The following is a 15,483-nucleotide window of genomic DNA, read 5'->3' as shown; positions in this document are numbered from 1 at the left end:
CTTGACGCCCCCGATTCACCTCTGTAGGACACCCCCCTTCGAGCCGGCCGTAAGCACTCGTGCTTAGACGCGGTTCGCAAGCTTCGCGGCGCCAGCCCACAGCCGGAATGGCTAATTGGGAATGCGCGGGGTCCAAACCCCGCCTCGGCAGCGTTTTTTGCGATCCTCACGTCTGCGAGCGCCGTCCGGTTCGGGCGGCGTTTTTCTCGTCGGTGGGCCGAAACAGGCGCGCCGTCGTGTTTTGCGTCCGGCGAGAAGTTGGGCGCATTCGGGAATTCTGGTGATGATGCAGCAAAATATCCGGATCAGGCTGAAAGCCTTCGATCACCGCACGCTCGATCTCTCTGCAAAAGAGATCGTGTCGACGGCGAAGCGCACGGGCGCCACGGTCATCGGCCCGGTGCCGCTGCCCACGCGCATTGAGAAGTTCACGGTGAACCGCTCGCCGCACGTCGATAAGAAGAGCCGCGAGCAATTTGAAATCCGCACGTTCAAGCGCGTGCTCGATATCGTTCAACCGACGCCGCAGACGGTCGATGCGCTGATGAAGCTCGACCTCTCCGCTGGCGTTGACGTTCAAATCCAAGTGCTGGGTTGATAGCGATGGCTCAAGAGCAATCCGTTCGCACTGGCGTTATCGCGCGCAAAGTCGGCATGATGCGTGTCTTCGGTGAAGACAATTCGCACATTCCGGTCACCGTGCTCGATCTCGCCGGCTGCCAAGTCGTCGGTCGCCGTACGGTCGGCGCCGAAGAGTTCAAGAATTCGGCTGGGGAAGCCGTTGCGCTGAAGCCGAAGAAGTCGCGCAAGAACGAAAAGCGTGAAGCGCCGGCGCGTGAAGCGAAGGCTGACGGCTACAGCGCCGTTGTGCTTGGCGCGGGTGCGGCGAAAGCCAAGCGCGCGACGCAAGCCGAGCGCGGCCAGTTCGCCCGCGCTAAGGTCGAGCCGAAAGCGATCGTTCGCGAATTCCGCGTTTCCGATGACAACCTCTTGCCGGTCGGTGCTGAAATCAGCGCGGACCATTTCGTCGTCGGCCAAAAGGTCGATGTCGCTGGCATTAGCATCGGTAAGGGTTTTGCTGGCGCCATGAAGCGCTGGAATTTCGGCGGTCTGCGCGCGACGCACGGTGTCTCCGTTTCGCACCGTTCGCACGGCTCGACGGGCCAGCGCCAGGATCCGGGTAAGGTCTTCAAAGGCAAGAAGATGGCCGGCCACCTGGGCGATGAGCGCGTTACGACTCAAAATCTGCAAATCGTCCGCGTCGATGCCGATCGCGGGCTTTTGTTTGTCCGTGGTTCTGTGCCGGGCGCCGAGGGCGGCTGGGTTGAAGTGCGTGACGCTGTGAAGGCTGATCTTCCGAAGGAAGCTCCGAAGCCCGCCGGCGTTCGCCAAGCGCAAGCCGCGGCTGAGTGAGGCGGTCATGAAACTCGACGTTCAAACTCTCGACGCCAAGAAGGCCGGCTCCGTCGATCTCGACGACGCCATCTTCGGCATCAAGGAAGTCCGTGGCGACATCCTGCAGCGCATGGTGAAGTACCAGCTCGCCAAGCGCCGCGCCGGTACGCACAAGACGCAATCGCGCGGCGAAGTGTCGGTCACACACTCCAAGCTCTATAAGCAAAAGGGCACGGGTGGCGCCCGTCACGGCTCGAAGAACGCCCCGATCTTCCGTGGCGGTGGTCACGCCCACAATCGTCTGCCGCGCGATTACTCGCACGATCTGACGAAGAAGTTCCGCGCGCTCGCGCTGCGTCACGCGCTGTCGGCGAAGGCCAATGCCGGCGATATCGTCGTGCTCGATACAATCGCGGTGAAGGAGCCGAAGACGGCCGCGCTGAAGAAGCAGCTCGCCGGTCTGAAGCTGGACAAAGTTCTCATCATCGGCGGCGCCGAGGTCGATCAAAACTTCGCCCGCGCCGCGGCCAACATCCCGTACGTGGATGTGCTGCCGAACGCTGGTCTGAACGTTTACGATATCCTGCGCGCCAACAAACTGGTTCTGACGCAAGACGCCGTGAACGCCATCCACGAGCGCTTCAAGAAAACCGAAGCTAAGGGAGCTGCGGCATGAGCGCGCTCAACAAGCACTACGACACCATTCTCGCGCCGGTGATCACGGAAAAGGCCACGCTGCTTTCCGAGCAGAATAAGGTCGTCTTCCGCGTGCCGCTCAGCGCGACGAAGAAAGACATCAAGGAAGCCGTTGAAAAGCTGTTCAACGTCAAAGTGGGCGCGGTGAACACCATCGTCCGCAAAGGCAAGACCAAGTTTTTCCGTGGCGTCCCGGGCAAGCGCAGCGACCACAAGAACGCGGTCGTGACCCTGCTCGACGGTTATTCCATCGACGTGACGACGGGGCTCTGAGATGGCGCTCAAGACATTCAACCCGACCTCGCCGGGTCGCCGCCAGCTTGTGATCGTTGATCGCAGCGAGCTGCACAAAGGCAAGCCGGTTAAGGCGCTGACTGAAGGTCTGACCAAGTCAGGCGGCCGTAACAATGTCGGTCGTGTCACTGCGTTCCGTCACGGCGGCGGTCACAAGCGCACGTACCGCATGATCGACTTCAAGCGCCGCAAGTGGGGTGTGGAAGCGACGGTCGAGCGTCTTGAGTACGATCCGAACCGCACCGCGTTCATCGCGCTGATCAAGTACGCCGATGGCGAGCTTGCCTACATCATCGCGCCGCAACGCTTGAAGGTTGGCGACACCGTCGTCGCCGGCGAGAAGGTCGACGTGAAGCCGGGCAACGCGATGCCGCTGAAGGCGATCCCGGTCGGCACGATCATTCACAACATCGAGCTGAAGCCGTTGAAGGGCGCTCAAATGGCGCGTTCGGCCGGCACCTACGCTCAAGTTGTGGGCCGTGACGCTGGCTACGCTCAGATTCGTATGGCCTCGGGCGAAGTGCGCATGGTGCAGGACATCTGCATGGCTACGATCGGCGCTGTGTCGAACCCCGACAACATGAACGAAGTCTGGGGCAAAGCTGGCCGTTCGAAGTGGCTTGGCCGTAAGCCGAGCGTTCGCGGCGTCGCCATGAACCCGGTCGATCACCCGCACGGCGGCGGTGAAGGCAAGACCTCCGGCGGCCGTCACCCTGTTACGCCGTGGGGCAAGAAGACCCGCGGTCCCAAGACCCGCAAAACCAAGCCGTCGGATCGCCTGATCGTCCGTCGTCGTCACTCGAAGAAAGTGAGCTAATCCAGATGCCGCGTTCTGTTTGGAAAGGCCCGTTCGTCGACGGTTATCTGCTGCAAAAGGCCGAGAAGGCCGCTGGCAGTGCTCGTCGCGAGACCATCAAGACCTGGTCGCGCCGCTCCACCATCATGCCGCAATTCGTCGGCCTCACCTTCCAAGTTCACAACGGCAAGCAATTCACGCCGGTGCTCGTGAGCGAAGACATGGTCGGCCACAAGCTCGGCGAATTCGCGCCGACGCGGAACTATTTCGGCCACGGCGCCGATAAGAAGGCCAAGAGGAAGTAAGATGAGCAAGCCCAAGGCTCCTCCGAAGCAGGCCTCGAACGAGTCGCGCGCAGTTCTGCGCACGCTTCGTATCAGCCCGCAAAAGCTCAATCTGGTCGCCCAGTCGATCCGTGGTCTGAGCGCTGAGAAGGCGGTGAACGAACTCCGCTTCTCGCAAAAGCGCATCTCCAAGGACGTGCTGAAGTGCCTGAAGTCGGCGATCGACAACGCTGAAAACAATCACGGCCTCGACGTCGACGGCCTCGTTGTTGCGCAAGCGCATGTCGGCAAGAACATCACGATGAAGCGCATGCACGCCCGCGCTCGCGGTCGCGGCGTTCGCATCGAGAAGCACTTCTCCCAACTCACCATCGTGCTCCGTGACACCACGAAGCAGCCCGAAACTGCTGAGGCCGCATAATGGGTCAGAAAGTCAATCCGATCGGTCTGCGCCTCGGCGTCAACCGCACGTGGGATTCGCGTTGGTACGCCAACACGAAGGATTACGCGCGCCTGCTGCACGAAGACCTCAAGATCCGTCAGTTCGTGCGCGAAAAGTTGAAGGCGGCCGGCATCTCGAAGATCATCATCGAGCGCCCGCTGAAGAAGTGCCGCGTCACCGTCCACACCGCCAAACCGGGCGTCGTGATCGGCAAGAAGGGCGCGGACATCGAAAAGCTCCGCAAGGAGCTCTCGAAGATGGCGCCGGGCGCTGAGGTTCACCTGAACCTCGTCGAAGTCCGCAAGCCGGAAACGGATGCGAACCTCGTCGCTGAAGGCGTTGCTCAACAGCTTGAGCGCCGCGTTGCGTTCCGTCGCGCCATGAAGCGCGCGATGCAATCGGCCATGCGCTTGGGTGCGCAAGGCATTCGCATCAACGTCTCGGGACGTCTGGGCGGCGCGGAAATCGCGCGCATGGAATGGTACCGCGAAGGCCGCGTGCCGCTGCACACGCTGCGCGCCGATGTCGATTACGGCTTCACCGAAGCTGACACGGCCTACGGTAAGATCGGCGTGAAGGTCTGGATCTTCAAAGGTGAGATCCTCGAGCACGACCCGATGGCGCAAGACAAGCGCGCGCTGGAAACCGGCGAGAGCCGTGAGCGTCGCGATCGTGATGACCGCGGCCCGCGTGGTGCGCGTGAAGATCGTCCGGGCGCTGACCGCCCGCGTCGCGGCCGTCGTCCGCCGCGCGGCGGCGAAGAAGCCGGCTCGGATTCGGAAGGCTAACCCGTCATGATGCAGCCTAAGAAAACCAAGTTCCGCCGCGCCTTCAAAGGCCGGATCAAAGGGAACACCAAGGGCGGCGCCGCTCTGAACTTCGGCCAATTCGGCCTGAAGGCGCTTGAGCCGAACCGCGTCAATGCGCGCGAGATCGAAGCGGCCCGCCGCGCGATCACGCGTGAAATGAAGCGCCAAGGCCGCGTGTGGATTCGTATCTTCCCGGACGTTCCGGTCTCCAAGAAGCCGATCGAAGTCCGCATGGGTAAAGGTAAGGGTTCGCCGGAATTCTGGGCCGCGCGTGTCGCGCCTGGCCGGATCATGTTCGAGATCGACGGCGTGCCGGAAGCGGTCGCCCGTGAATCGCTGCGCCTCGGCGCTGCGAAGCTTTCGGTCAAGACCAAGATCATCGCGCGCGTGGAGGGTCTCTAATGGCTGAAGCTGACATCAAGACCGTCCGGGATATGGACTCCGCTCGTTTGAAAGAAGAGCTGGGCAAGCTGAAGAAGGAGCAGTTCAATCTGCGCTTCCAGCAAGCCACCGGTCAGCTCGAGAAATCCTCGCGTATCCGCGAAGTCCGCCGCGCGGTTGCACGCGTGAAGACCGCGCTCCGCGAAAAGTCACCGAAAGCGAAAGTTTAAGCCATGCCACGTCGCGTGATGCAGGGAACGATTGTGAGCGACAAGGGCGACAAGACTGTCGTCGTGCAGGTGGAACGCACCTATCTGCACCCGCTCCTCAAGAAGACGGTTCGTCGTTCGGCGAAGTTCCACGCCCATGATGAAGCCAATGCCTTCAAGGCTGGCGAAGTCGTCACCATTCAAGAATGCCCGCCCAAGTCCAAGCTGAAACGCTGGGAAGTGGTCGGACGCGTCGGAGCGTAAGCCATGATCCAGATGCAAACCAATCTGGACGTCGCCGACAACAGCGGCGCCAAGCGCGTGATGTGCATCAAGGTGCTGGGCGGCTCGAAGCGCCGCTACGCCACCGTGGGCGACATCATCGTCGTTTCCATCAAAGAAGCGATGCCGCGCGGCCGGGTGAAGAAGGGCGATGTCCGCAAGGCGATCGTCGTGCGCGTGTCGAAGGACATCAAGCGCAAGGACGGCTCGACCATCCGCTTCGACTCGAATGCTGCGGTTCTGATCAACAACCAAGGCGAGCCGATTGGCACGCGTATCTTCGGACCGGTGCCGCGCGAACTGCGCGCGAAGAACCAGATGAAGATCATCTCGCTCGCGCCGGAGGTCCTCTAATGGCCGCTCGTATTAAGAAGGACGACACCGTCGTCGTGCTCGCCGGCAAGGACAAGGGCCGCACCGGCAAGGTGCTGAAGGTTCTCACCGAAGAGCAGCGCGTGCTGGTCGAAGGCGTGAACATGGCCAAGCGCCACACCGCGCCGAACGTCGCGCATCCGCAAGGCGGCGTGATCGCTAAGGAAGCGCCGCTTCACATTTCAAACGTCGCGCTGCGTGATCCGCAGACGGGCAAGGCGACGCGCGTTGGGTTCAAGTTCGTGGGCGAGGGCGCTCAGCGCCGCAAGGTCCGCGTCGCGAAGGGTTCTGGAGTGCAGATCGATGTCTGAGGCTTACGAGCCGCGGCTGAAGACTCGTTACAAGAACGAGATCAAGAAGAGCCTGCGCGAACAGTTCAATTACACGAACGAGATGCAGATCCCGCGTCTCGACAAGATCGTGATCAATATGGGCGTGGGCGAAGCCACGGCCGACTCCAAGAAGCTCACTTCCGCCATCGCGGCGCTGACGGCGATCTCGGGTCAGAAGCCGGTGGCGACGAAGGCGCGCAAGTCGATCGCGGCGTTCAAGCTGCGTGAAGGCATGAGCGTCGGTGCGAAGGTCACGCTTCGTAAGGACCGCATGTACGAATTCCTCGACCGCCTGGTGACGATCGCGTTGCCGCGCGTGAAGGACTTCCGTGGTCTGAACGGCAGAAGCTTCGACGGTCGCGGCAATTACGCCATGGGCGTCAAGGAACACATCGTGTTCCCGGAAATCAACTACGACCAGATCGATCAAATCTGGGGCATGGACATCATCGTCTGCACCACCGCGCGCACCGACGATGAGGCCAAGGCCCTTCTGAAAGAATTCGATTTCCCGTTCCGGAACTGATCGGCGCGAGCTGATCCACCCCAGAACGCATCGGGAGAGAGTGAAAGAGTATGGCGAAGACAAGCTCTATCGAACGCAACAAGAAGCGGGAACGTCTGGCGAAAAAGTACGCCGCGCGCCGCGCCAAGCTGCGTGCGGCCGCGCTAAACGAGGATCTTCCTTTGGAAGAACGCTTCGACGCGCGCCTGAAGCTGGCGCAGCTGCCGCGCAATTCCGCGCCGACGCGCGTGCGCAATCGTTGCGAACTGACGGGCCGTCCGCGTGCGTTCTATCGCAAGCTGAAACTGTCGCGTATCGCGCTCCGTGAACTGGCCTCGAGCGGCCAGATCCCGGGCATGGTCAAGTCGAGCTGGTAAGGGAGGGATCACATGAATCTGAACGATCCCGTCGGCGATCTCATCACCCGTATCCGCAACGCGCAGATGCGTGGCCGCTCCAAGCTGGTGTCGCCTGCGTCGACGCTACGCGTCCGCGTGCTCAACGTGCTGAAGGACGAAGGCTACATTCGCGATTTCCGTGAAGTCGAAAACGACGGTCACAAGGAACTCGAGATCGAGCTGAAGTATTTCGAAGGCGCGCCGGCGATCCATGAGATCCAGCGCGTGTCGAAGCCCGGCCGCCGTGTCTATTCCTCGATCAAGGACCTGCGCCTGGTGCGTAACGGTCTTGGCATTTCGATACTCTCCACGCCGAAGGGCGTGATGAGCGACAACGCTGCGCGCGACGCAAATGTCGGCGGCGAAATCCTCTGCGAGGTTTACTGATGTCTCGCCTCGGCAAAAAACCGATCCCCGCTCCGAACGGCGTCACCATCACGGTAAAGGGCCAGGACGTGAACGTGAAGGGTCCGAAGGGCACGCTGAACTTCCGTGCGCACGACGATGTCGAAGTCGCGTACGGCAATGGCGAGCTCTCGGTGAAGCCGCGTCACGAAACTCCGCGCGCTCGCGCGCTCTGGGGCACGACGCGCGCTGTGTTGGCCGCCAACGTGAAGGGCGTTTCCGAAGGTTTCGAAAAGAACCTCGAAATGACCGGCGTTGGCTATCGTGCGGCGATGCAAGGTAAGAACTTGCAGATGCAGCTGGGCTACAGCCACGAGATCGTTTACGTGGCGCCGGAAGGCATCACTTTGGCCACTCCGAAACCGACTGAAATCAAGGTCAGCGGCATCGATCCGCAAGCCGTCGGCCAAGCCGCCGCCGAAATCCGTTCCTACCGTCCGCCGGAGCCCTACAAGGGCAAGGGCGTGCGCTATGCCGGCGAACGTATTCGCCGCAAGGAAGGCAAGAAGAAGTAAGCCATGGTCCGCAAGCTTAATCCCACTGAGCACCGCGCCCGTCGCAACCGCACCCGGCTTAAGAAGCTGGCTGGCGAAGGCCGTTTGCGTCTTTCCGTGTTTCGCTCGTCGAAGCACATCTCGGCTCAGCTCATCGATGATGAGAAGGGCGTGACTGTCGCAGCTGCGTCGACGCTTGACGAAGCCTTCAAGAAGTCCGGCAAGAAGAGCTCGGACAAAGAGGGCGCCGCCACCATCGGCAAGCTGATCGCCGAACGCGCTCTTGCCGCTGGCAAGAAGAGCGTCGTGTTCGATCGCGGCCGCTTTGTATTCCATGGCCGCGTGAAAGCGCTGGCCGACGCCGCCCGTGAGGGCGGTCTCGAGTTCTGAGGTAGAATCGATGACCGACGAAACCGCAGGCGGCCCGCCGGCCGACGCCACAGGTTCCGAGCAACGCCCGCGCGGCCCGCGCCGCGGCGGCGCTGGCGGTGGCCGTGGACCTGGTGGCCCGGGCGGCAATCGTGGCCCGCGCCGCGATGACCGCAACCGCAACGCAGCTCCCGAAGAGCGCGCTGAGGGCGAGCTGGTCGATAAGCTGGTCGCCATCAACCGCGTCGCCAAGGTCGTGAAGGGTGGTAAGAACTTCGCGTTCGCAGCTCTCGTCGTCGTTGGCGACAAGAAGGGCCGCGTTGGCTTTGGTCACGGTAAGGCGCGCGAAGTGCCGGAAGCCATCCGCAAGGCGACCGAAGAGGCCAAGAAGACGATGATCCGCGTGCCGCTGCGCGAAGGCCGCACGCTGCACCATGACGGCGATGGCCGTTGGGGTGCGGGCAAAGTCATGCTGCGCTCGGCGCCGGCCGGTAAGGGCCTCATCGCGGGCGGCCCGATGCGCGCCGTTCTCGAAGTGCTGGGCGTTTCGGACGTCGTCGCCAAGTCGAAGGGTTCGTCGAACCCGTACAACATGGTGCGCGCCACGATCGACGCGCTGAAGAACCAAACCTCGCCGCGTCAGGTTGCAAACCGCCGTGGCCTGAAGGTGTCCGACCTTGTTGCCCGTCGTAAGGACGGCGCGAGCCTCGGCGACGTGCCGGCGGAGGGCTAAGAGATGGCCGCGAAGAAAACCATCAAAGTGCGCCGTGTCGGAAGCCCGATCCGCCGCGACAACGTGCAACGCACCACGCTTCTAGGCCTTGGCCTGAAGCGCGCCAACCAAGTGGTTGAGCTTGAGGATACGCCGTCGATCCACGGCATGATCCGCAAAGTTCACCACCTGGTCGAAATCGTGAAATAAGACGGCGCAGCCGTCGGAGTACGTACGATGAAACTGAACGAACTGGCCGATAATCCGGGCTCCACCAAGAAGCTGATGCGCGTCGGTCGCGGCGTCGGCTCGGGTAAGGGCAAGACGGGTGGTCGCGGCGTGAAGGGCCAAAAGTCCCGTCGCGGCGTGTCGATCAATGGCTTCGAAGGCGGCCAGATGCCGCTCCACATGCGTATGCCGAAGCGCGGGTTCAACGCGCTCAACAGCAAGAACACGCAGTGGATCAATCTGACCACGCTGCAAAACGCGATTGATAACAAGAAGATCGACGCGAAGAGCGAAATTACCGAAGACACGCTGGTCGAGGCCGGTGTGCTGCGCCGTAAGAAAGACGGCGTGCGCCTCCTTGCGCGCGGCGAGCTGAAAGCCAAAGTGAACATCACCGTTTCAGGCGCTTCGGCGGCGGCGATTGCTGCTGTCGAAAAAGCCGGCGGTAAGGTGACGTTGCTGAACCCGCCCAAGGCGGAAGCAGCAACCGCCTAAGGTTCGCTCTCCGGACGGGGAGTATGCCGGCCTCGCCGGTAAGATTCGGAGCAGCGCGACCACATGGCCTCAGCCGCAGAGCAGCTTGCCGCAAACATCAACTTCGCGGCGTTCGCGAAGGCTACAGATCTACAAAAGCGCATCTGGTTCACCCTGATCGCGCTCGTTGTTTATCGCATCGGCACTTTCATCCCTATCCCGGGCATTGACCCGACCGCTTTCGCCAATGCGTTCCAGCAGCAGGCGGGCGGCATTCTAGGCATGTTCAACACGTTCTCCGGCGGCGCCGTGGAACGGATGGCGATCTTCGCCTTGAACGTGATGCCGTATATTTCGGCGTCGATCATCATTCAGCTGATGGCCACTTCAGTGCCGTCTCTTGAGCGTTTGAAAAAAGAAGGCGAAGTCGGCCGCAAGCAGCTCAATCAATACACGCGCTATCTCACGCTCGTGTTGGCGCTGGTGCAATCGTACGGCATCGCCATCGGTCTTTCTTCGAGCCCTGGCGTGGTCAGCAATCCAGGCCTCTTCTTTATCGCGTCCACCGTGATCACGCTTACGGGCGGCACGATGTTCTTGATGTGGCTGGGCGAGCAGGTGACTGCGCGCGGCGTCGGCAACGGCATTTCGCTCATCATCTTCACCGGCATCGTTGCGGAATTCCCGCGCGTGATTTTGCAATCGCTCGAATTGGCCCGCACCGGCGACATCAATCCGTTCGCGATCTTCGCGATCGCGGCCGTGATGCTTGCAGTGATCGTGTTCATCGTTTTCATCGAACGCTCGCTGCGTCGTCTCGTCGTCCAATATCCGAAGCGCCAGCAGGGCAATCGCATGTTCATGGGCGAAAGCTCGTTCCTGCCGCTCAAGATCAACACCGCTGGCGTCATTCCGCCGATCTTCGCCTCATCGCTTCTGTTGTTGCCGACGACGGTCGCGAGTTTCGCCGGTATGGGCGCTAATGCGCCGGAATGGCTGACGACGTTCGAAGCCTATTTCGGCTACGGCAAAGTGGGCCATATGGCGCTCTACGCCGTGGGCATCATTTTCTTCTGCTTCTTCTACACGTCGATCGTGTTCAATCCGGAAGAGACGGCCGACAATCTGCGCAAGTACGGCGGCTTCTTGCCGGGCATTCGCCCGGGCAAGAAAACGGCCGAATATCTCGACTACGTGTTGACGCGCCTCACCGTTATTGGCGCCGGCTACATCACGCTCGTCTGTTTGCTGCCTGAAATTCTGATCTCGTATTACGCCGTGCCATTCTATCTGGGGGGCACGTCGGTTCTGATCGTCATCTCGGTAACGCTCGACACTGTCGCACAGATCCAATCGCACCTGGTCGCCCACCAATATGAGGGGCTGATTAAACGGTCGAAGCTACGCGGCAGCGGGGGGGGAGTGCTCAAGAAATGAACCTGATCCTGTTCGGCCCGCCTGCAGCCGGTAAGGGCACGCAGGCGAAGCGGCTCACGGCTGAGCGGGGCTTCGTTCAACTTTCGACCGGCGACATGCTGCGCGCGGCGCGCAAGTCCGGTTCGGAGCTTGGGACCAAAGTTGCAGCGATCATGGATTCGGGTTCGCTCGTGTCCGACGAGATCGTGATTGCGCTGATCGAAGAAGCGCTCGCCAACAACAAGGGCGCGCCAGGTTTCATCTTTGACGGCTTCCCGCGCACGGTTGCGCAGGCCGAAGCGCTCGACGCGATGCTCGCCAAGCATGGCAAGCAAATCGATCGCGTCATTCGTCTTGAAGTGGATTCACAGCAACTGATGGCGCGCATCGCCAAGCGCTTCGCTGAGGAAGGCCGCGCCGACGACAATCCCGAGGCTTACAAAGTGCGCCTCGATGCGTACTTTGCGCAAACCGCGCCGCTCGTGCCGTATTACGAAAAGAGCGGGAAGTTGAAAGGCGTGGACGGCATGGCCGACGTCGAAACCGTTGCCGCCGCGATCGCGAAGGCGCTCTAAATTTTTACTCTCATCGCAAAGAAAAAGCCCTCCTCGCTCCGGGGGTAGCGAGAAGGGCTTGCGCGCATCCGTACGAGGGTGCGGGTGGGACGCGCGGCTTAAGCGTTAAGCGGCGGCGCGCACGGGGCCGGTGAGACGGCCGATCCAACCGGCAAAGCCATCGACCCAGCCATTCAGCAGCTGCTTCAAGCCGCCGTCAGCGATCTCGCCATTCACGACCTGGCCTTCCTGGAAGCTGATGTAGATTTCGGGGTTGGCGATCACGTGCAGGCCAATGGCGCCGGCGACACTGCGAAGTTGCGATTGCGCCGCGGCCGTACCAACAGCGCCCAAAGTCGCGCCGATGATGGCGGCGGGTTTGCCGGCCCAGGAATTCTTGCCCCACGGACGGCTGCCCCATTCGATTGCGTTCTTCAGTGCGGCCGAGAAGGTGCGGTTGAATTCCGGCGTGACGAGTAGGACGGCGTCGGCGGCTTCGATCTCGCGCTTGAAGCGTTGGACAGGGGCCGGAAGGTCGCCTTCCAGGTCCTGGTTATAGAGCGGCAGGTCGCCGATCTCGACGAAATGGAACTCGAGCTTCGGGCGGGCCAGCTTGCCCAGCGCCTCGGCGAAGATACGATTGACGGAGTCCTTACGGAGGCTACCGACGACGACTGCTACTTTGGTGGTCATTGTTTGATCCCCTGGTATAAGAAGGTGACCAGGGCTATATGAGTGCCCACAAGGACCCCACAAGAAGGCACGGAAATGTCACTCGGTAACACTCATGTCCCTGATCCCGCGTCCGCCGATTGCCGGTTGGTGAGTGAGATCCTTTCGCGGGTAGGGGATAAATGGACCGTGCTGATCATCATGATGCTCGGCCACGGCCCGAAAAGGTTTAACGAAATCAAGCGCGGCATTAACGGCATCTCGCAGCGTATGCTGACGCTCACATTGCGTGGTTTGGAGCGCGACGGTATCGTGCGCCGCACAGTGACGCCGAGCATCCCGCCGCGGGTCGATTATGAGCTCACGGACCTCGGAAAAGACCTGCTGATCCCCGTCGCTGCGCTCGGCGATTGGGCCATGCGCCACCAGCCTTGTATTATGGCGGCACGCACCCGATTTGACGCTGCTGCGGATGCCGATCCGCCGCAGGAAAAGCGTGTTTCGGCTGGTTGACGCGGCATTTCGCCCCGCTATAACCACGCCCTTCGCGAACACTGAACCGCGATGTCCCCGGATCAAACGATCCGGCGGCGTCGCGCCTATTGCGTTTTGGAGCCCTGCCACATGGCACGTATCGCCGGCGTAAACATTCCGACCCAGAAGCGCGTGGTTATCGCGCTCCAATACATCCATGGGATCGGTGGTCACTACGCCAAGGAAATCTGCGACAAGGTCGGCATCACGCCGGAACGTCGCGTCAGCGAATTGACGGACGCAGAAGTGCTCCAAATCCGCGAAACCATTGACCGCGACTACACGGTGGAGGGTGACCTTCGCCGCGAGACCGCGACCAACATTAAGCGCTTGATGGACCTGGCCTGCTATCGCGGCCTGCGTCATCGCCGCGGCCTCCCGGTCCGTGGTCAGCGCACGCACACGAACGCGCGCACGCGCAAAGGCCCGGCGAAACCGATCGCCGGCAAGAAGCAAGCGACCAAGAAGTAAGGACACGCCGCAATGGCTAAGGAAGCAACACGCGTTAAGAAGCGTGAGCGTAAGAACATCGTCACTGGCGTTGCGCACGTGAATGCGTCGTTCAACAACACGATGATCACGATCGCCGACGCGCAAGGCAACACGATCTCGTGGTCGAGCGCCGGCACGATGGGCTTCAAAGGCTCGCGCAAGTCGACGCCGTACGCCGCGCAGGTCGCCGCTGAAGATGCGGGCCGCAAGGCGATGGAGCACGGCATGCGCACGCTCGAAGTGAACGTGTCTGGTCCGGGTTCGGGTCGCGAAAGCGCACTGCGCGCGCTGCAAGCTGTCGGCTTCACCGTGACGTCGATCCGCGACGTGACGCCGATCCCGCACAATGGCTGCCGTCCGCCGAAGCGTCGTCGCGTCTAATTTAAGTTCAGTCGGGCTGCGCGCGTCGTTCGCGAGCGCCTGTTGATTGGAAAACCATGAGCATGATGTCGATTGAAAAGAATTGGCTCGAGCTGATCCGGCCGAAAAAGCCGGTGATCGAGCATTCGTATGACGCTGCGCGCCGTGCGATTCTTATCGCTGAGCCGCTGGAGCGCGGTTTCGGCATGACGTTGGGCAACGCGCTGCGCCGCGTGCTGCTGTCGTCGCTGCAGGGCGCTGCGATTACGTCGGTGCAAATCGACGGCGTCGTGCACGAGTTCAGCTCGATCCAAGGCGTGCGCGAAGACGTCACCGACATCGTGCTCAACCTGAAGCAAACCGCGATCCGTATGCGCGGCGAAGGCCCCAAGCGCGTCATGCTGACGAAGACGGGCCCTGGCGAAGTGAAGGCCGGCGACATTCAGACGGTTTCCGATATGGAAATCCTGAACCCCGACCACGTCATTTGCACGCTCGATGACGGCGCTTCGATCCGCATGGAACTGACGATCAACAACGGCAAGGGTTACGTCCCGGCCGAGAAGAATCGTCCCGATGACGCCCCGATCGGCCTCATCGCCATCGACTCGATCTACTCGCCGGTGAAGCGCGTCGCCTATCGCGTAGAAAACACCCGCGAAGGCCAAGTGCTCGACTACGACAAGTTGATCATCGAAGTCGAAACCAACGGCGCCATTCGTCCGGAAGATGCGATCGCGTACGCTGCGCGCATCCTGCAGGACCAGTTGCAGGTCTTCATCACCTTCGAGGAGCCGAAGGCGAAGAAGGAAGGCGGTGAGAAGCCGGATCTGCCGTTCAACCCGGCGCTGCTCAAGAAGGTCGACGAACTCGAACTTTCGGTGCGCTCGGCGAATTGCTTGAAGAACGACAACATCGTTTACATCGGCGACCTGATTCAGAAGTCCGAAGCGGAAATGCTCCGCCCCCCGAACTTCGGCCGCAAGTCGCTGAACGAGATCAAGGAAGTGCTGGCGTCGATGGGCCTGCACCTCGGTATGGCGGTTGAGAATTGGCCGCCGGACAATATTGAAGATCTCGCCAAGAAGTACGAAGACCAAATCTAACGGAGAGCCGGGGCCCACCCGGCGAGGAAAAGACAATGCGTCACGGTACAGGACATAAGAAGCTCGGCCGCACGGCCAGCCACCGTCAGGCGATGTTCGCCAACATGGCGGCCGCTCTGGTGAAGCACGAGCAGATCGTGACGACGCTGCCGAAGGCGAAGGCGCTTCGCCCGGTGGTCGAGCGTCTGGTCACGCTGGCGAAGAAGGGCGATCTGGGCGCGCGTCGCTTGGTGCTCTCGCGCATGCGCGACGAAACGCAAACCAAGAAGCTGTTTGAGACGCTCGCGCCGCGCTACAGCGCCCGCGCCGGCGGCTATACGCGCGTGCTGAAGGCGGGCTTCCGCTATGGCGACAACGCCCCGCTCGCGGTGATCGAATTCGTGGATCGTGATGAAAGCGCGCGCGGCCAAGACAGCGGCCCGCGTCCGGAAGCGATCTACACCGACGAAGGCTGATTGCGTATCGCATCTGT

Annotated in this window: 29 protein-coding genes; 28 read left to right on the top strand and 1 reads right to left on the bottom strand. The window is 61.5% G+C overall.

Annotated elements, in window-relative coordinates; translation table 11 throughout:
* The first annotated feature begins 283 nt into the window (after positions 1-283).
* The 23 genes from rpsJ (at position 284) to EPJ54_RS03285 (ending at position 11,868) form a co-directional block, all read left to right on the top strand.
* Complete coding sequence (gene rpsJ, locus EPJ54_RS03395; protein WP_066774278.1) at positions 284-598, top strand: 30S ribosomal protein S10; 315 nt, start codon at positions 284-286, stop codon at positions 596-598.
* A 5-nt stretch (positions 599-603) separates the two neighbouring features.
* On the top strand, positions 604-1,413 hold the full coding sequence (rplC, locus tag EPJ54_RS03390; RefSeq protein ID WP_239590739.1) for a 50S ribosomal protein L3: 810 nt from the start codon (positions 604-606) through the stop codon (positions 1,411-1,413).
* A 7-nt stretch (positions 1,414-1,420) separates the two neighbouring features.
* Positions 1,421-2,071: a 50S ribosomal protein L4 gene (gene rplD / locus EPJ54_RS03385; protein WP_135210252.1), complete on the top strand. Its 651-nt coding sequence runs from the start codon at positions 1,421-1,423 to the stop codon at positions 2,069-2,071.
* Complete coding sequence (locus tag EPJ54_RS03380; protein ID WP_135210251.1) at positions 2,068-2,364, top strand: 50S ribosomal protein L23; 297 nt, start codon at positions 2,068-2,070, stop codon at positions 2,362-2,364. The genes rplD and EPJ54_RS03380 overlap by 4 nt, the downstream gene beginning before the upstream one ends.
* Position 2,365: 1 nt before the next feature.
* On the top strand, positions 2,366-3,202 hold the full coding sequence (rplB, locus tag EPJ54_RS03375; RefSeq protein ID WP_135210250.1) for a 50S ribosomal protein L2: 837 nt from the start codon (positions 2,366-2,368) through the stop codon (positions 3,200-3,202).
* 5 nt (positions 3,203-3,207) lie between these two features.
* On the top strand, positions 3,208-3,486 hold the full coding sequence (gene rpsS / locus EPJ54_RS03370) for a 30S ribosomal protein S19 (RefSeq protein ID WP_135210249.1): 279 nt from the start codon (positions 3,208-3,210) through the stop codon (positions 3,484-3,486).
* 1 nt (position 3,487) lies between these two features.
* Entirely contained in the window at positions 3,488-3,886 is a 399-nt protein-coding gene (gene rplV, locus EPJ54_RS03365; protein WP_135210248.1) for a 50S ribosomal protein L22, read from the top strand.
* On the top strand, positions 3,886-4,695 hold the full coding sequence (rpsC, locus tag EPJ54_RS03360; protein ID WP_135210247.1) for a 30S ribosomal protein S3: 810 nt from the start codon (positions 3,886-3,888) through the stop codon (positions 4,693-4,695). Before rplV ends, rpsC begins: the two co-directional genes overlap by 1 nt.
* Before the next feature lie 6 nt (positions 4,696-4,701).
* The gene (gene rplP / locus EPJ54_RS03355) at positions 4,702-5,118 is read left to right on the top strand and encodes a 50S ribosomal protein L16 (protein ID WP_135210246.1); all 417 of its coding nucleotides are present in this window, start codon (positions 4,702-4,704) and stop codon (positions 5,116-5,118) included.
* A complete protein-coding gene (gene rpmC, locus EPJ54_RS03350) occupies positions 5,118-5,327 on the top strand; it encodes a 50S ribosomal protein L29 (RefSeq protein WP_167755549.1) in 210 nt (69 codons plus the stop codon). Before rplP ends, rpmC begins: the two co-directional genes overlap by 1 nt.
* A gap of 3 nt (positions 5,328-5,330) precedes the next feature.
* Positions 5,331-5,570: a 30S ribosomal protein S17 gene (gene rpsQ, locus EPJ54_RS03345; RefSeq protein WP_135210245.1), complete on the top strand. Its 240-nt coding sequence runs from the start codon at positions 5,331-5,333 to the stop codon at positions 5,568-5,570.
* A 3-nt stretch (positions 5,571-5,573) separates the two neighbouring features.
* On the top strand, positions 5,574-5,942 hold the full coding sequence (gene rplN, locus EPJ54_RS03340; protein ID WP_135210244.1) for a 50S ribosomal protein L14: 369 nt from the start codon (positions 5,574-5,576) through the stop codon (positions 5,940-5,942).
* A complete protein-coding gene (gene rplX / locus EPJ54_RS03335) occupies positions 5,942-6,271 on the top strand; it encodes a 50S ribosomal protein L24 (protein ID WP_135210243.1) in 330 nt (109 codons plus the stop codon). Before rplN ends, rplX begins: the two co-directional genes overlap by 1 nt.
* Complete coding sequence (gene rplE / locus EPJ54_RS03330) at positions 6,264-6,818, top strand: 50S ribosomal protein L5 (RefSeq protein WP_135210242.1); 555 nt, start codon at positions 6,264-6,266, stop codon at positions 6,816-6,818. Before rplX ends, rplE begins: the two co-directional genes overlap by 8 nt.
* Positions 6,819-6,868: 50 nt before the next feature.
* Complete coding sequence (rpsN, locus tag EPJ54_RS03325) at positions 6,869-7,174, top strand: 30S ribosomal protein S14 (RefSeq protein WP_135210241.1); 306 nt, start codon at positions 6,869-6,871, stop codon at positions 7,172-7,174.
* 12 nt (positions 7,175-7,186) lie between these two features.
* Positions 7,187-7,582 carry a 30S ribosomal protein S8 gene (gene rpsH, locus EPJ54_RS03320; protein WP_135210240.1) on the top strand — a complete coding sequence of 132 codons (396 nt, stop codon included), beginning with the start codon at positions 7,187-7,189 and terminating at the stop codon, positions 7,580-7,582.
* Positions 7,582-8,115, top strand: a complete 534-nt coding sequence (gene rplF, locus EPJ54_RS03315) for a 50S ribosomal protein L6 (RefSeq protein ID WP_135210239.1) — start codon at positions 7,582-7,584, stop codon at positions 8,113-8,115. Before rpsH ends, rplF begins: the two co-directional genes overlap by 1 nt.
* Positions 8,116-8,118: 3 nt before the next feature.
* Positions 8,119-8,484 carry a 50S ribosomal protein L18 gene (gene rplR / locus EPJ54_RS03310; RefSeq protein WP_135210238.1) on the top strand — a complete coding sequence of 122 codons (366 nt, stop codon included), beginning with the start codon at positions 8,119-8,121 and terminating at the stop codon, positions 8,482-8,484.
* A gap of 10 nt (positions 8,485-8,494) precedes the next feature.
* The gene (gene rpsE, locus EPJ54_RS03305; RefSeq protein WP_135210237.1) at positions 8,495-9,196 is read left to right on the top strand and encodes a 30S ribosomal protein S5; all 702 of its coding nucleotides are present in this window, start codon (positions 8,495-8,497) and stop codon (positions 9,194-9,196) included.
* Between the two features lie 3 nt (positions 9,197-9,199).
* Positions 9,200-9,385 carry a 50S ribosomal protein L30 gene (gene rpmD, locus EPJ54_RS03300; RefSeq protein WP_135210236.1) on the top strand — a complete coding sequence of 62 codons (186 nt, stop codon included), beginning with the start codon at positions 9,200-9,202 and terminating at the stop codon, positions 9,383-9,385.
* 27 nt (positions 9,386-9,412) lie between these two features.
* The gene (rplO, locus tag EPJ54_RS03295) at positions 9,413-9,898 is read left to right on the top strand and encodes a 50S ribosomal protein L15 (RefSeq protein ID WP_135210235.1); all 486 of its coding nucleotides are present in this window, start codon (positions 9,413-9,415) and stop codon (positions 9,896-9,898) included.
* 63 nt (positions 9,899-9,961) lie between these two features.
* Positions 9,962-11,314: a preprotein translocase subunit SecY gene (gene secY, locus EPJ54_RS03290; RefSeq protein ID WP_135210234.1), complete on the top strand. Its 1,353-nt coding sequence runs from the start codon at positions 9,962-9,964 to the stop codon at positions 11,312-11,314.
* Entirely contained in the window at positions 11,311-11,868 is a 558-nt protein-coding gene (locus EPJ54_RS03285; protein ID WP_135210233.1) for an adenylate kinase, read from the top strand. Before secY ends, EPJ54_RS03285 begins: the two co-directional genes overlap by 4 nt.
* Before the next feature lie 105 nt (positions 11,869-11,973).
* On the opposite strand, the gene EPJ54_RS03280 is transcribed toward EPJ54_RS03285, so the two are convergent.
* Positions 11,974-12,540: an NADPH-dependent FMN reductase gene (locus tag EPJ54_RS03280; protein WP_135210232.1), complete on the bottom strand. Its 567-nt coding sequence runs from the start codon at positions 12,538-12,540 to the stop codon at positions 11,974-11,976.
* A gap of 75 nt (positions 12,541-12,615) precedes the next feature.
* On the opposite strand from EPJ54_RS03280, the gene EPJ54_RS03275 reads away from it, so the two are divergent.
* The 5 genes from EPJ54_RS03275 (at position 12,616) to rplQ (ending at position 15,466) form a co-directional block, all read left to right on the top strand.
* Entirely contained in the window at positions 12,616-13,032 is a 417-nt protein-coding gene (locus EPJ54_RS03275) for a winged helix-turn-helix transcriptional regulator (protein ID WP_135210231.1), read from the top strand.
* Positions 13,033-13,143: 111 nt separating this feature from the next.
* On the top strand, positions 13,144-13,524 hold the full coding sequence (gene rpsM, locus EPJ54_RS03270; protein ID WP_135210230.1) for a 30S ribosomal protein S13: 381 nt from the start codon (positions 13,144-13,146) through the stop codon (positions 13,522-13,524).
* Positions 13,525-13,536: 12 nt separating this feature from the next.
* Positions 13,537-13,926: a 30S ribosomal protein S11 gene (gene rpsK / locus EPJ54_RS03265; protein ID WP_135210229.1), complete on the top strand. Its 390-nt coding sequence runs from the start codon at positions 13,537-13,539 to the stop codon at positions 13,924-13,926.
* Positions 13,927-13,991: 65 nt separating this feature from the next.
* Complete coding sequence (locus EPJ54_RS03260; RefSeq protein WP_135211175.1) at positions 13,992-15,011, top strand: DNA-directed RNA polymerase subunit alpha; 1,020 nt, start codon at positions 13,992-13,994, stop codon at positions 15,009-15,011.
* Between the two features lie 35 nt (positions 15,012-15,046).
* Entirely contained in the window at positions 15,047-15,466 is a 420-nt protein-coding gene (gene rplQ, locus EPJ54_RS03255) for a 50S ribosomal protein L17 (RefSeq protein ID WP_135210228.1), read from the top strand.
* Positions 15,467-15,483 lie beyond the last annotated feature (17 nt).

This window comes from Vitreimonas flagellata (assembly GCF_004634425.1).
Taxonomy (GTDB): domain Bacteria; phylum Pseudomonadota; class Alphaproteobacteria; order Caulobacterales; family Aquidulcibacteraceae; genus Vitreimonas; species Vitreimonas flagellata.
Note: the sequence above shows the minus strand (reverse complement) of the source record. Positions and strands in the feature narration are given on the sequence as shown.

Bases quoted from the DNA above. Each gene is read 5' to 3' on its own strand.
- rpsJ (WP_066774278.1), top strand. From the start codon at position 284: ATGATGCAGCAAAATATCCGGATCAGGCTGAAAGCCTTCGATCACCGC.
- rplC (WP_239590739.1), top strand. From the start codon at position 604: ATGGCTCAAGAGCAATCCGTTCGCACTGGCGTTATCGCGCGCAAAGTC.
- rplD (WP_135210252.1), top strand. From the start codon at position 1,421: ATGAAACTCGACGTTCAAACTCTCGACGCCAAGAAGGCCGGCTCCGTC.
- EPJ54_RS03380 (WP_135210251.1), top strand. From the start codon at position 2,068: ATGAGCGCGCTCAACAAGCACTACGACACCATTCTCGCGCCGGTGATC.
- rplB (WP_135210250.1), top strand. From the start codon at position 2,366: ATGGCGCTCAAGACATTCAACCCGACCTCGCCGGGTCGCCGCCAGCTT.
- rpsS (WP_135210249.1), top strand. From the start codon at position 3,208: ATGCCGCGTTCTGTTTGGAAAGGCCCGTTCGTCGACGGTTATCTGCTG.
- rplV (WP_135210248.1), top strand. From the start codon at position 3,488: ATGAGCAAGCCCAAGGCTCCTCCGAAGCAGGCCTCGAACGAGTCGCGC.
- rpsC (WP_135210247.1), top strand. From the start codon at position 3,886: ATGGGTCAGAAAGTCAATCCGATCGGTCTGCGCCTCGGCGTCAACCGC.
- rplP (WP_135210246.1), top strand. From the start codon at position 4,702: ATGATGCAGCCTAAGAAAACCAAGTTCCGCCGCGCCTTCAAAGGCCGG.
- rpmC (WP_167755549.1), top strand. From the start codon at position 5,118: ATGGCTGAAGCTGACATCAAGACCGTCCGGGATATGGACTCCGCTCGT.
- rpsQ (WP_135210245.1), top strand. From the start codon at position 5,331: ATGCCACGTCGCGTGATGCAGGGAACGATTGTGAGCGACAAGGGCGAC.
- rplN (WP_135210244.1), top strand. From the start codon at position 5,574: ATGATCCAGATGCAAACCAATCTGGACGTCGCCGACAACAGCGGCGCC.
- rplX (WP_135210243.1), top strand. From the start codon at position 5,942: ATGGCCGCTCGTATTAAGAAGGACGACACCGTCGTCGTGCTCGCCGGC.
- rplE (WP_135210242.1), top strand. From the start codon at position 6,264: ATGTCTGAGGCTTACGAGCCGCGGCTGAAGACTCGTTACAAGAACGAG.
- rpsN (WP_135210241.1), top strand. From the start codon at position 6,869: ATGGCGAAGACAAGCTCTATCGAACGCAACAAGAAGCGGGAACGTCTG.
- rpsH (WP_135210240.1), top strand. From the start codon at position 7,187: ATGAATCTGAACGATCCCGTCGGCGATCTCATCACCCGTATCCGCAAC.
- rplF (WP_135210239.1), top strand. From the start codon at position 7,582: ATGTCTCGCCTCGGCAAAAAACCGATCCCCGCTCCGAACGGCGTCACC.
- rplR (WP_135210238.1), top strand. From the start codon at position 8,119: ATGGTCCGCAAGCTTAATCCCACTGAGCACCGCGCCCGTCGCAACCGC.
- rpsE (WP_135210237.1), top strand. From the start codon at position 8,495: ATGACCGACGAAACCGCAGGCGGCCCGCCGGCCGACGCCACAGGTTCC.
- rpmD (WP_135210236.1), top strand. From the start codon at position 9,200: ATGGCCGCGAAGAAAACCATCAAAGTGCGCCGTGTCGGAAGCCCGATC.
- rplO (WP_135210235.1), top strand. From the start codon at position 9,413: ATGAAACTGAACGAACTGGCCGATAATCCGGGCTCCACCAAGAAGCTG.
- secY (WP_135210234.1), top strand. From the start codon at position 9,962: ATGGCCTCAGCCGCAGAGCAGCTTGCCGCAAACATCAACTTCGCGGCG.
- EPJ54_RS03285 (WP_135210233.1), top strand. From the start codon at position 11,311: ATGAACCTGATCCTGTTCGGCCCGCCTGCAGCCGGTAAGGGCACGCAG.
- EPJ54_RS03280 (WP_135210232.1), bottom strand. From the start codon at position 12,540: ATGACCACCAAAGTAGCAGTCGTCGTCGGTAGCCTCCGTAAGGACTCC.
- EPJ54_RS03275 (WP_135210231.1), top strand. From the start codon at position 12,616: ATGTCACTCGGTAACACTCATGTCCCTGATCCCGCGTCCGCCGATTGC.
- rpsM (WP_135210230.1), top strand. From the start codon at position 13,144: ATGGCACGTATCGCCGGCGTAAACATTCCGACCCAGAAGCGCGTGGTT.
- rpsK (WP_135210229.1), top strand. From the start codon at position 13,537: ATGGCTAAGGAAGCAACACGCGTTAAGAAGCGTGAGCGTAAGAACATC.
- EPJ54_RS03260 (WP_135211175.1), top strand. From the start codon at position 13,992: ATGTCGATTGAAAAGAATTGGCTCGAGCTGATCCGGCCGAAAAAGCCG.
- rplQ (WP_135210228.1), top strand. From the start codon at position 15,047: ATGCGTCACGGTACAGGACATAAGAAGCTCGGCCGCACGGCCAGCCAC.